Annotated in this window: 11 protein-coding genes and 2 pseudogenes; all 13 read right to left on the bottom strand. The window is 43.5% G+C overall.

Annotation, left to right across the window (positions count from 1 at the left end; translation table 11 throughout):
• Positions 1-6 precede the first annotated feature (6 nt).
• The 13 genes and pseudogenes from QAI40_RS09075 to QAI40_RS09010 all read right to left on the bottom strand — a co-directional run bounded on the left by QAI40_RS09075 (position 7) and on the right by QAI40_RS09010 (position 12,216).
• Positions 7-993, bottom strand: coding sequence for a GNAT family N-acetyltransferase (locus tag QAI40_RS09075; RefSeq protein WP_304511571.1), 987 nt, complete (start codon positions 991-993; stop codon positions 7-9).
• On the bottom strand, positions 990-1,973 hold the full coding sequence (locus QAI40_RS09070; protein WP_304511570.1) for a sulfotransferase: 984 nt from the start codon (positions 1,971-1,973) through the stop codon (positions 990-992). Before QAI40_RS09070 ends, QAI40_RS09075 begins: the two co-directional genes overlap by 4 nt.
• Positions 1,974-2,305: 332 nt before the next feature.
• The gene (locus QAI40_RS09060) at positions 2,306-2,944 is read right to left on the bottom strand and encodes a class I SAM-dependent methyltransferase (RefSeq protein ID WP_304511569.1); all 639 of its coding nucleotides are present in this window, start codon (positions 2,942-2,944) and stop codon (positions 2,306-2,308) included.
• Positions 2,945-3,021: 77 nt separating this feature from the next.
• Positions 3,022-4,500, bottom strand: coding sequence for a lipopolysaccharide biosynthesis protein (locus tag QAI40_RS09055; protein ID WP_304511568.1), 1,479 nt, complete (start codon positions 4,498-4,500; stop codon positions 3,022-3,024).
• 4 nt (positions 4,501-4,504) lie between these two features.
• Positions 4,505-4,780, bottom strand: coding sequence for a UDP-N-acetylglucosamine 2-epimerase (locus QAI40_RS09050; protein WP_304511567.1), 276 nt, complete (start codon positions 4,778-4,780; stop codon positions 4,505-4,507).
• Positions 4,773-5,618 (bottom strand): non-hydrolyzing UDP-N-acetylglucosamine 2-epimerase, encoded by an 846-nt coding sequence (wecB, locus tag QAI40_RS09045; RefSeq protein ID WP_304511566.1) that lies wholly within the window; start codon positions 5,616-5,618, stop codon positions 4,773-4,775. The genes QAI40_RS09050 and wecB overlap by 8 nt, the downstream gene beginning before the upstream one ends.
• Positions 5,619-5,622: 4 nt before the next feature.
• Positions 5,623-6,930, bottom strand: a complete 1,308-nt coding sequence (locus tag QAI40_RS09040) for a nucleotide sugar dehydrogenase (protein ID WP_304511565.1) — start codon at positions 6,928-6,930, stop codon at positions 5,623-5,625.
• Positions 6,931-7,965 (bottom strand): annotated as a pseudogene (locus tag QAI40_RS09035) (DegT/DnrJ/EryC1/StrS family aminotransferase); the annotation flags it as partial. It lies immediately after the preceding gene.
• Between the two features lie 57 nt (positions 7,966-8,022).
• Positions 8,023-8,613: pseudogene (locus QAI40_RS09030) on the bottom strand (acyltransferase); the annotation flags it as partial.
• Positions 8,614-8,615: 2 nt separating this feature from the next.
• The gene (locus QAI40_RS09025) at positions 8,616-9,668 is read right to left on the bottom strand and encodes a Gfo/Idh/MocA family protein (protein WP_304511564.1); all 1,053 of its coding nucleotides are present in this window, start codon (positions 9,666-9,668) and stop codon (positions 8,616-8,618) included.
• 50 nt (positions 9,669-9,718) lie between these two features.
• A complete protein-coding gene (locus QAI40_RS09020) occupies positions 9,719-10,108 on the bottom strand; it encodes a glycoside hydrolase family protein (RefSeq protein WP_442875373.1) in 390 nt (129 codons plus the stop codon).
• Between the two features lie 137 nt (positions 10,109-10,245).
• Entirely contained in the window at positions 10,246-11,655 is a 1,410-nt protein-coding gene (locus QAI40_RS09015; RefSeq protein ID WP_304511563.1) for an ATP-binding protein, read from the bottom strand.
• A gap of 339 nt (positions 11,656-11,994) precedes the next feature.
• Complete coding sequence (locus tag QAI40_RS09010; protein WP_304511562.1) at positions 11,995-12,216, bottom strand: hypothetical protein; 222 nt, start codon at positions 12,214-12,216, stop codon at positions 11,995-11,997.
• Positions 12,217-12,628 lie beyond the last annotated feature (412 nt).

The raw sequence follows: 12,628 nt of genomic DNA, 5'->3' as shown, positions 1-12,628 counted from the left end.
AAGGATTCAGCTCTTGTTTCTCACAAACTGCCGCAACATCCCTCCACATGATCGGATATCCTGATATATTTTTACGAATGGAGAATTCACTTTTGTTAGTTGAAAATAAGGTTTTTGAACTGTTCCAAATTGTCTGAATGAGTTTTCTACATTCTCAATCATACTTCCCTCAAAATCAAATTTCTTCGTAAAATTGGAAACATATTTTATAATTTCTTTAACTAAAAGCGATGCTGCTCCAGAACTTCTAAAATCAGGATCGATAGTACTGATTAAATCATAAGCACTTTGTGAATCCCAAATAACAAATAAAGCAGCATGAATATTCCCCTCTGCATCCATTGCATAAATAGTTCGGGCAGCCTTATTATTATATCCCGCAGTATAAATATTTTTAAAATGATCGCATGTATACACAATTTTTTCACCTTGCTTGGCTAAGGTCAATTTATGATTTTCATAAAAGTCTTTCGCACTCAAATCGAATTGAACATTGATGATTTTTTCTGCTTTTTTGATATTCTTTCTTTTTGCATGAGAGAATTCCCCCTCCACTTCTTCCAAATTGCTCAAATCATCAATTACGTATGTATAGCGCGTTGTTTGTTTAAAACCCTTCCAGTAGAATGGCAACCAGTTAACAATGGAGTAATGAAAATTTTGACTGAAACTATCAAATTTAGGCAACCCATTAATAATAGCATCCATAACATTTTTTTCAAAACTCAAACGGTTTGCATACTTTTGGTTTGGTGGATATTTAAGCCACGGCCCCATAGTCTGAGTGAGCTTGGGCATGGTAACAATGTGCCTTCCACGCCTTTTGACCATGTAATATGGCATGGAAGCAATTATCTGGCCGCCTTTTTCAACCACTACAACGTCCCAATTATCCTTGCCGCATACAGCATCCAGCCACCAGTCCTTAGAGAAAATGGGGATTGATGGTTCAACTTTGCAATGAACCCGATATTTTTGTTTGGTGGAAATCATTTGTTGTTTGGTCGGATTAAATTTTGAACAGCCTTTGCAACCATTTTTCTGTCATCTGGATGAATTCCATCTACTCCCATTGCCTGAAACCGTTTTGGTATCTTATCTCTTTTTTCTAAAGAACATCCTTCGGATAAAAGAAAATTTTCAATTAATTCTACTGAAGAATGAATGTCTGAACAAAACTTTTCATAGCTTACTTCATAGAAACGCTGTTTCCCAAACCTTATTAGGTCTTCTTTGATTTGCTGATATATGTAGTAGACTTGACCAACAACCTGCTTTTCATTTGAAAGATCAAGCAATTTGTCTATCTCTTTGGGAGGTGTTCCCATCCATTTCTTTTTGTCGCCCATATGTATCTCTCTGCCTTTCAAAATTGACAATGCATTGTTCAAATAATCTCTTTTGCAAACAATAAAAACCGCTTCAGGCATGGCCTCAACTATAGGTGCAATACGCATGGAATTATACAAATTCTTGAAAATCACAGGTCGTTTGGTGACCGCGCTAATTCCACCAATTTCGGCACGTAATTCTTTGAGATTCACGGCAGGAATTTGATCAGGTGCAACATAAATATGCATACCCCTCGGGAACCAGCGGTACCAGAACTCGCCACATTCATTCGGAGAACCCAAACCTTCAACCTGACCGTAGTTGAAATTATATCCCCCCGTTCGTACTCTTATACCAAGTATCTTCTGCAATAAAGTTCCACAAATTGGTATTTTATAAAATTTAGCAGTAAAATTGCTAAAATAAGAAAATTTGAACCGCTCTGTGAGTATCTTATAAAGAAGTGTCGATCCACAACGAGGCGCCCCAATTATAAAAACCGGAGGATAATTTTTTATTCCCTTATCTCCATATTTTTGACCAAGATAATTTTCCACCGGTTGCAAGGCAATTGATGCCAACCCTGCAAATCTATTTAGAAAATATCGCAAATAATTTTTTGGATTTAGATATTTATGCATTAAGGTAATCCTAATTGTTGAATAATAGTGGACATTGTGAGTGATTTTTTTGACATATTTTTATATTACAGGAGGTAGCAAACAATCAACCCTTTAAAATAGTAACGTTTTCAGGGAGCCCGCCTTTATAGTGGCCGATGTCTTTGATTTTTTTCGCCGGTACCCCACCAATGACAATATCGTTTTCCTTAAAGCTTTCTGTTACCACCGCGCCAGCGGCAACTATGACGTGGCGTCCGAGATTAACCCCAGGAAGAATTACGCAATTGGCACTTGGGCTGCCTCAGAAGAATCACTGCCAAACTAAGTACAACTTTTCAATTGAAAACAATTCAATCTACGCCCAACGCATAAAATATCCGAGAAAAACGTTTTAACTTTGTAAGAACAGTAAGCCCGCATTTGCGCAACCCCTGCTCAAAATCATTGGTTGACACTGAACCATCACCTATCTCCCAAAAATGAGCTGGCTCAGTAACTTTGTTTTTTAATGTAGCAAAACGAAGTTCTCTTTTGCCTACTATTGGTAATTGAAAATCAAAATGCCACCACATTTTTTCATTTCGAGGGATGCTTAAAAATATGTATTTTTTGCACACGTTACTTATTTTTTCAATAACACCCTTAAATTCAATAAAAGGGATATGTTCAAACACTTCAAATGCCAATACGTGATCGTAGTACTCTGGAAACTGGTATTCGACAAGATTTGCGACAATATCTGGTTTTTTATCCTTGTCAATATCAAGTGTTTTGACATTGACCCCCTTTGATTTTAGATAATTAGCAGTGAATCCAGAACCCACACCTATCTCAAGGACATTGTCATCTTTCTTAACTTTATCCTGCATCAGCTTTTGCTGGTTCCAATATAATCTCCAGTGTTCTTCGGATTCCAAGTCATAAATCCATTCAGCAGAGTATTTATATTCAACACCCCTTACATTCTCTTTCTTATAATTATATTTCATAGTTAGACACCTTTTGCTATTCCACAGTGATATCCTCCAGTCATACGCTCAGTATTTTTCATGTACACGACAACAATTCACTTAATAAAACCAAACCGTTGAAAGAACATATGCATCGGCTTCCTAAGCTCATCATCTTGTGTAATTACTGAAAAATAATATACAACTAAACTGCATAGACTTAATAGCAATACTCCTATTTCCTGTAGTCCTAATAACCATTTGGCTAAGGCTATGGCAATTAGCAATGGACTGCTGTATATGCTGTATTTAACAATGCAATATAGGGCACGCATAACAGGCAATCCTGCTTTTGAAATAAGCCAGAAACAAAGAAACCCGTAGCACGCGACTCCTGTACTTGCGACTAAAAACAGAGTAAATCTTACATCGCCGGTCATTCCTCCGATAATTAGTGACGCAGCCCGAGTAACAAGCAATATACTATTAAAAAACAACCCGTAATGCTGTTTTTCAAGTACGGCAAACAAGGTACTGATTGGAGAAGAAATAAACTGAAAAAATATCCACAAACCAAGAATCTGCATATACACACCAGCCTCAGCCCATCGCGCCCCGAAAGCCACGATAAAAAGGTCTTCACCTATAAGCGTAAGCAGCAGGATAGGGAAAATACCGAGAGAGACCAAACGTTTAAAAACTTCCTCTACTACTTTTGACAGGTTTCCTGTACGGGTATGCGCCTCTGATGCCTTTTGAAAAAAAACCTGGGCAACAGCTCCGCCTACCATATCCATAGGCATACTCAAAACTGTTTTCCCGAGAGCATAAAAGCCCACTATCTTTGGTGAAAAATAAAAAGCCAGCATAATAGCCGGTAATTGCTGCGATGCAGTATTCAAGAGCGCTGACCAGGTATTGTAAATGGGAAACTTTTTGTGCCGTTTCAGCCCGGCAATCATCTTTTCCCATCGGATGTTTGACTTAAACAACCTGCGATCATCCCGCCATATCTGCCCGCCGAGGACAAATGTAGAAACAACCTGACCCAGAATGCCTGTTCCAATCAGCACACCGCCACTGACAAACCCGGCAAAGCCAGCCCCCAATTTTGTTGTCTGGGCAACGACAGATGAAACAATTCTTGCAATGGAAAGTCGACCAAAATGCTTGGTTCGAGAATTCCAGTAATTCAGGGGCAAAGATATGCCGCCGACAAATACAGCTACAGGAACCAGCCAGAGATATTTTTTAAGCTCCGGTGAATTAAGCAGGTTTACAATTACATCTCCGGCAAAAAAGATAATCAGCACGCTTATGCCAGTAATAATGAAAACAAAAAAAAGGCTAACGCCTAGGAGATTTGCGGCCTCTTCATCTGTCTTGGGGAGCATAATGGCAAGCTCATATCTAAGACAGGCAACGACTCCTATAATGCCTGTAATGGATGCAAACAGAGTGGCAACACCAAATGCCTCCGGTGCAAAGAGCCGGGCAACAATCGGTGCGGCAAGCACACCGAGGCCCTGGGCAAATACGCTGCCGGTGACGAGCTTTAAGACGTTAGAAGCAAAGCTGGATGATGGTTTGGACATGGGATTATGTTAGCAGGTAAGCTGTTAAGTGTTGTATTATTTTCTCCGCCGCTTTGCCATTTCCATACAGTTCCGGGCGTGGATTGTCTGATTTCAAACACCTGACCGCCTCAACAATCTTTCCCCTGTCCTCACCGACCACCACATTCCAGCCCATTTCCACTGTCTCCACCCACTCTGTTTCTGTTCTCATTGTGACGCATGGCACTCCGAAAAAGTATGCCTCTTTTTGCATGCCGCCTGAGTCGGTGAGGATGGCTTTTGCATTCTGCTCAAGCATGGGCATGTCGAAATAGCCGACGGGAGGAATGAGGTTTAAGTATTGGGTTTGAATTTATCAGGCATTGTCTTGTGCGAGGGTGGACGGGAAATATGATCGGTTCGTTGATTTCAAGAAAAGCCGAAAGAATACTTTTAAGATTTTCGGGAATATCTGTGTTATATGGTCGATGGACTGTTGCCAATAGGTATTCCTTTGATTTTATTCCCAGATCCTCAAGGATTGTCGACCGCCTTTGCGCAATTTCAGAGAATTGAAGAACAGCATCGTACATAGTGTCACCGACAAGCGCCACTGTCCGTGACAGCTGATTAGCTGGTAAGCTCTTAAGCTGGTGAGCTGATAAGGATGCGTTTGTTATGCCTTCGGCTTGGAGGTTGTCCACGGCATTTTGAGTTGGACAGAATAGTATGTCGGCGCAGTGGTCGGTGAGCACCCTGTTGTGTTCTTCGGGCATTGCCCTGTTAAAAGACCGGAGGCCTGCTTCGACATGCCCTATGGGAATATGGAGTTTGACAGCGGCAAGTGCCCCGGCAAGGGTGGAATTAGTGTCGCCATAGACAAGTACCCTGTCCGGTTTTTCTTTAATCAGGATTTCTTCGATCTTTCCTAACATGCGGCCGGTCATAGCTCCGTGGGATGCGCTGTTTATGCCGAGGTTATAAGCCGGTTTTGGAATATTCAGTTCCTTAAAAAAGACATCCGACATATCGGTGTCAAAGTGCTGGCCGGTATGGATGATGACTTCTGTGAGGTTGTTATGTTTGGCAATGGCGCGGGAGACTGGAGCTGCTTTGATGAATTGTGGTCTGGCGCCGATTATAGTTGTAATTTTCATATTTTTACGCCCGCACAATATGATCGGCAGGTTCCCTGTACACTCCCCGCGTATCAACGATCAGCTTTGCATGTTCAGCTATCATCTCATAATCAAAATCATCATGATTCGTGGCTATCAATACACAATCAGCCTGCTGCAGGACTTCGGGAATTAATTCAACAGAATCAAGATCAAAGCTGTACTTGCGCATTCTGGGGAATTGCAGCACATAAGGGTCTGAATATGTCACTATTGCCCCCTTGTTTTGCAAGATACTCATAAGTTCCACTGAAGGGGACTCACGCATATCGTCCACATTTTTCTTGTACGCAATACCCAGCACCAATATCCGGGAGCCTTTAAGCGGCTTGCCTGCATTATTCAACGAATCCATAACTTTGCCGATAACCCATTCCGGCATGGCTGTATTCACTTCGCCGGAAAGCTCAATAAAGCGGGTATGGATGCCATATTCACGGGCCTTCCAGGTCAGATAGAACGGGTCAATGGGGATGCAGTGACCGCCAAGGCCGGGGCCGGGATAAAATGGGGTAAAGCCAAACGGTTTGGTGGCCGCAGCGTTGATCACTTCCCATATATCAATGCCCATTTTATCGGCAACTATTTTCAGTTCGTTGACCAGACCGATATTCACAGCGCGGTAGATATTTTCCAGCAGTTTTGTCATCTCGGCGGCACGGGTGGAGGAGACCGGAACAACTTTCTCAATGACTTGGCCATAAAGGGCCATTCCCACACGCAAACAGCTTTTGGTTACTCCGCCGCACACCTTGGGTATTGTTTGTGTATGAAACTCCGGATTGCCCGGGTCTTCTCTTTCAGGTGAATACACAAGAAAGATATCCTTGCCGACAATTAGACCGCTTCGCTCTATTATGGGCTTGATTTCCTCATCGGTGGTTCCGGGATAGGTGGTGCTCTCCAGACTGACTACCTGACCTTCGCGCAGGTGAGGCAACAGCGATTCAGTGGTTTCTATGACAAAGGACAGGTCTGGTTCACGGTGCGTATTCAGGGGGGTGGGAACGCAGATAATCACGGCATCGGCTGTTTTAGCCTGGATAAAATCGGTGGTAACCGCCAGGTTTTTTTCTGTTACAGCGCGCTTAACACGCTCTGACGGGATATGTTTGATATAGCTCTGGCCTGCTTCTAAAATTTTGATCTTGGTCGGATCAATGTCAAAACCGATTACGTTAAAACCTGTCTCTGTAAACCGCAGAGCCAGGGGAAGTCCGACATATCCAAGACCGACTATGCCGATTACGGCTGATTTGTCTTCTATCTTTTTGATAAGTTTTTGATCCACTTACATATCTCCCTTTAATGCATTTACAATAATTTGCTGAGTTTCAATATCCAGCAACGAATGCATGGGCAGACTGAGCACCCTTTCGGATAATCCTTCTGATACGGGCAGGCTGACGTTTTGATCCATAAAAACCGGCTGTTTGTGCAGGGGTATTGGATAATGAACTGCGGTTGGGATACCCTTTTCTTTAAGCCTTTCCTGCACACGGGTCCTGTTCTTCACCTGGATGGTGTACTGGGCATAAACACAGCTGTTCCTTTCTTCAATAAAAGGAGTGACAATATCCAGACATTGCTCCTGAACCATGGCAGAGTACCGGTTACCGATATCAGCTCTTTTTTCAACTTCCTGGGGGAAAATGTCAAACTTTGCCAGGAGTATGGCTGCCTGAAGAGTATCCAGCCGCCCGTTAAATCCGATACGGGGATGATGATATCGGCGGTCCTGACCATGTACCCTTATTTCACGCATGACTTTGGCAAGATTATCATCATCGGTAAAGCAGGCACCACTGTCCCCATAGCCTCCCAGGGGCTTTGACGGGAAAAATGAGGTGCAGCCTATGGTGGAAAGGGCACAGGAGCGTCTGCCTTTGTAAACGGCTCCAAATGACTGGGCACCGTCTTCAATCACGGGAAGATTATGGTTTCCGGCGATGGCATTAATGCGGTCAAAATCCGCACACTGCCCATAGAGGCTGACGGGCATGATGGCCTTTGTTTTTTTTGTAATGGCGGCTTCAATCAGATCGGGATTTATATTATAAGTTCGAGAATCCACATCCACAAACACGGGTACTGCTCCGAGAAGTGCAATGATCTCTGCTGTGGCAATGAAAGAGAAAGGCGTAGTGATCACCTCATCTCCATAACCGATATCCAGTGCCATCAAGGCCACCTGCAGGGCGTCGGAACCGCTGGCAACACCGATACAGTGTTTGACACCTGCATAAGCTGCCAGCCGCTCTTCCAGCTGCGCCACTTCCGGACCCATGATATAACGGCCATGGGCAAGGACTTTGTTGATATTTTTTTCCAGCTGAGGACGAATGGTTCGCTGCTGTGCCGCCAGGTCTATAAAGGGGATTACTATGTCATTTCTGGAGAGGTCGGGTTTGCAAATACCATTTTCAAGCCGGTACCTATCCCCGGTATGGGGACAGACTGCCACACCTTGTCCTTCAATGGGCAGATCCAATTGTTCTCCAAACTTGCTCATCCACCCAACCTGTCTGGCAGGTACGCCAGCCATGAGGGCAAAGTCCGGCACATCCCGGTTAATCACAGCACCGGCACCTATAAAAGCATATTCCCCGATTGTCACCCCGCAGACAATGGTAGAGTTGGCTCCCAATGTAGCACCCCGCCTGACCAGAGTATTTCGGTATTCATCTTTGCGGGAAACAGCAGAACGGGGGTTATATACATTGGTAAAAACCATGGACGGCCCACAAAATACGTCATCTTCCAGGGTAACATTATCATAAACCGAGACATTGTTCTGAATCTTGACATTATTGCCGACAATCACCTTGTTCCCGACAAAAACATTCTGACCAAAAGAGCAGTTCCGGCCAATCCGGGCACCGGAGCAGATGTGTACCCAGTGCCAGATGCGGGAATCCTGTCCGATACGGGCGCCGGAGTCGATAATAGCTGTGGGATGAACCTGATAGTTCATTATTAATACTCCAGAGGCAGTGAGACTGTTTTACCATCTCTGGCAGAAAGATAAGCCGCAATCAAAACTTCCAGGCTCTTCAACCCTTCTCTGCCGTCAGTTTCAGGTTCAGCTTCACCGCGCATCACGTCAATCACATTTTTATAATACAGAGGATGACCAAAACCGTAAACAGATGTGGTCTGATAATTGGCTTCCTTGACCTGGATATCATAATCCTTCTCTTCTTCAAACTCCCAGGTCTGAATATCGTTCACGGCCACACCGCCGATCCTAACGGTACCTTTTTCACCGAGAATCGTTATGGAGCCTTCGTAGTTTTTAGGATAAGCCATCATGGTTACAGCCATTGAACCAAGGGCGCCGTTGCGCCAGCGAACATTTAAAACACCGGTATCCTCCACCTCAATATCCCTGGCCAGTGTTCCGGTCATGGCCTGAACATCAGCAATGGGTCCGATCAGCCACTCCAGCAGATCCACATAATGAGAAGACTGGTTCATGAAAGCACCTCCGTCAAGTTCCCATGTACCGCGCCATGCGCCCTGGTCGTAGTAGGCCTGGGGACGAGTCCAGAAAACGTTAAGATGCACCATGTAGATGCGGCCAAATCTTTTTTCATTGACAGCACGTTTAAGAAGCTGCAACGTAGCATTACGCCGGTTCTGTTTGACCACAAAAAGCCTTACCCTGGCTTCATCACAGGCCCTGACCATATCCATGCCATCTTTCCAGCGGGTGGCCATGGGTTTTTCTGTCATTACATGTTTACCGGCTTTGGCAGCCGCAATGGTCTGGGCCGGGTGCATCCCACTGGGAGTACACAGGATAATCAGATCAGCATCAGACTCGGCCAGAAGGTCGTCATAGTTATGAAAAGCAGGCACATTATATGTTTTTTCCATCTCAGCAAGCAAAGGCCTGTCAATTTCGCATACTGCAACCAGTTCCACATTGTCCGCATGTTTTTCAATGGAATCAAAATGATTTTTTGAAATCCGACCGCAGCCGATAAGAGCAACTTTTATTTTTCTGTCTGTTATTTTTTTAAACATGGTTATCCTTTTTTGGGGTCATTTTTGGGGTCAGACTTGCGTTGTTGTCGTTATTTGGTACTTGATTTCGGGTGTTGGGTTTCTTTCATCATTGTCATGAGGATTTCGGCTCTTTGGCCCACCTGGGAATACCACTGGGAATCCTTCATCTCCAGAGCAGCCTGGTTAAAATCCAGATTTTTGACGGCGTTAATCATTTTCTTAAAAGCCCGGAAGCCTTTGGAACCCAGATTAAACCGCATATCCACAAGAACCTGTTGTACTGTTTCCGGCAGCAGATCAAAGGCCTGGAAGATTGTTTCCAGGTCTTCAAGACACTCCTGAATATCATTTTCAAGCAGCATCACGGCTTCTTCTTCAGTGATACCTTTGTCCTCAAGATTTCTGCCGACCCCAATGGTGAGCTTGCCTGCAGGGCAATGGTATGGTTTTAACCGCAGGCCTTCGTGTTTTTATAGTGGGGTCTGACCCCAATAAGTGTTTGTTTTTATGTGAGAATCGTTGCAATTGAGTGTGTTTTTTCCTCTTAGGGCCTGCTTTTTGGGGTCAAAAAGTGGGTTTTAAGGATTTTGCCCAGTCACTCGGCACTCAACAAGTAATAGGAACCATTTTTTGCAGCGCCTGAAAAAGCAATCACTTTTTTTTGCTTTAAATCTGTGATATCTCGTTTAGCTGTCTTTTCTGACACCTTCCAGTGACCTGCAATATCCCTGGCCGATACCATGACATTTCTTTGAATCCGATTAATAAACCATTGCTGTCTTTGATTTACAGGGACATTTACAGGGACATTTACAGGGACATTTACAGGGACATTATCTATCCGTTCTTCAGCAGCTTCCGGATGAGGATAAAAGACCACCCGCATCACTGATCCCAATTCTATCCATTCAGGTTCCGGATATCCTCCTGATCTGCATGAATTAATAATCCGCTTGTATCCGCTCCCCCATTCCTCCATTAATCCCAATTCTCTGAACACACGTGCAATCACCCTGTTTCTGACCTTACTCACTCCTGCCTTAAAATCCTCCATTGTCATACCAAAAGGTAACATTCCCGGATTTTGTATTTCCATACGATCTGAATATATGGAAACCAGAATTCGCATGCCTGTTAAGGAATAATCCGTATGGCTCAGTGCATTAACAAGGACTTCACGTACTGCGAGTTCAGAATAGGCCGGAATATCTTCTCTTCTAAAAGTTTCAATTTTGGAATAAAGACGGGTGTTGCGCATTATAAATTTGGGGACAGAATCAATTGCATCAAGGATACTGCCTTCTATATCGAGTCTGTCTATAAAATCTGATTTGTCTGTACCTCTGAATCTTGCGCAACTAACACGGGCATCAGGAAAGTATTGATTTCGGTATTTTTCCCGGGCAAAGAGTATGACGCCCCCATTGGAAAGCACTTTTTTCCCGGCATATGAAACAATAAGACCAAGGGTTTCAAGTTTTTCTTTGTCAATGGGTTTATTAACTGATTGAAATACAGATTGAACTTGTTTTAGTTCCAGATTGTTTTCATCGGTTTCACCACAGGGCATTTGGTCAAATGAAACACCCAGAATAAAACGATTCAGCTCTGCCAGGATTTCCGGGCCGGCTTTCCTGTTAGTTGACCCTAACCGAATATAGACACCCTGTTCAGAACCTTCGCTTTTGAGATAAAAAGGACCCCTCCAATGTGCTATTTTTAACAAAACCAACTGCCTGCCCTTAATCGAGAATATCTCTATTTCCGGCATCATTGCAGGCGCGATGCTATCTGCTATTGCATTGGAAAGACGCTCCTCTACCTGAAGAGCATCACTGACTCCCCTTATTGTTCCATCGTCTTCACGGCCAATTATCAGAATGCCACCTGCCGTGTTGGCAAAGGCTACCATTGTTTTCATTATTGATTTAAGAGACGAGATATCTCTTTTAAATTCAAGAGTTTTACCTTCTCTACTTTCTATTATTTTTTCAATATTTATCATCTGTAGTTGTGGGGGTCTTTGTGCTTTTTTCCTCTTAGGGTCTGCTTTTTGGGGTCAAAAAGTGCGTTTTAAGGGTTTTGCCTGGGACTAACCTATCAAAGGGGTATCGAAACCTGCTTGTCGAAAATGTTCATCAAAGGTCAAGGCATACCTTACTCGCCTTTTTTTCATAACTACGAATGAATAGCAATCAACCATTCCCCATGTCTTGTCTTTGCGGCGCTTAAATAGCGAAAATGCTCTTGACATTCCCTCGGAAGCAAATGGAATAACCGTGGAACTGATCCTTTTTCCTTATGAGGGCGATAAGATAGCCTGTATCAAGAAAAACAATGTGTTTCATTTCTTAGGTGTTCCATATAGATAATGGTCATGCTGCTTCGCTAAATCGACAGGAAGATCATCCTCAATCGCGCATTCTGCCAAATCTGAAAGAAGCGAAGATGGCTTCTGCCGGCTTTTCATCTCTTTTTTTTTCTTCCTTACAAATCCTTCCACTTCAACAAGCATGGAAGGCGGTAACTTAGCAATTTCGTTTTTCAGAAATTCTAATTTATTCATTGTGACCTCCGTATGTCATAGGGGACATGTTTCATATTTCCATTATTATCAATTCTACCGCAAGTTCTCTGTTTTTGTCAAGTGTTGCATAACGGGGTCTGACCCCGATACATAACGGGGTCTGACCCCGATAAGGAGTTGTCTTTATTGGATAATCGTTCCAATTGGGGGTGTTTTTTGCTCTTAGGGCCTGGTTTTTGGGGGCAAAAACAGCGTTTTAAGGATTTTGCCTGGGGTCATCATTGCTTAGGGTCCGGGTTGCGTTATGTCGTTGTTGGGTTAATGGGTGTTGGGTTTTGACTGAGCATGGTTGCTAAACTCTTTTGCCATTGTATGAGGCTGATGCCATAGAGCCATGCGGTGCGGATGATAATGTGTTCTGTTAAGAGGGTTCTTACTTTGGTTTCTCCCT

This window comes from Desulfobacula sp., assembly GCF_030611305.1.
GTDB lineage: Bacteria > Desulfobacterota > Desulfobacteria > Desulfobacterales > Desulfobacteraceae > Desulfobacula.
This window is presented reverse-complemented; position numbering and strand designations above follow the sequence as displayed.

Bases quoted from the DNA above. Each gene is read 5' to 3' on its own strand.
- QAI40_RS09075 (WP_304511571.1), bottom strand. From the start codon at position 993: ATGATTTCCACCAAACAAAAATATCGGGTTCATTGCAAAGTTGAACCA.
- QAI40_RS09070 (WP_304511570.1), bottom strand. From the start codon at position 1,973: ATGCATAAATATCTAAATCCAAAAAATTATTTGCGATATTTTCTAAAT.
- QAI40_RS09060 (WP_304511569.1), bottom strand. From the start codon at position 2,944: ATGAAATATAATTATAAGAAAGAGAATGTAAGGGGTGTTGAATATAAA.
- QAI40_RS09055 (WP_304511568.1), bottom strand. From the start codon at position 4,500: ATGTCCAAACCATCATCCAGCTTTGCTTCTAACGTCTTAAAGCTCGTC.
- QAI40_RS09050 (WP_304511567.1), bottom strand. From the start codon at position 4,780: ATGCTTGAGCAGAATGCAAAAGCCATCCTCACCGACTCAGGCGGCATG.
- wecB (WP_304511566.1), bottom strand. From the start codon at position 5,618: ATGAAAATTACAACTATAATCGGCGCCAGACCACAATTCATCAAAGCA.
- QAI40_RS09025 (WP_304511564.1), bottom strand. From the start codon at position 9,668: ATGTTTAAAAAAATAACAGACAGAAAAATAAAAGTTGCTCTTATCGGC.
- QAI40_RS09015 (WP_304511563.1), bottom strand. From the start codon at position 11,655: ATGATAAATATTGAAAAAATAATAGAAAGTAGAGAAGGTAAAACTCTT.
- QAI40_RS09010 (WP_304511562.1), bottom strand. From the start codon at position 12,216: ATGAATAAATTAGAATTTCTGAAAAACGAAATTGCTAAGTTACCGCCT.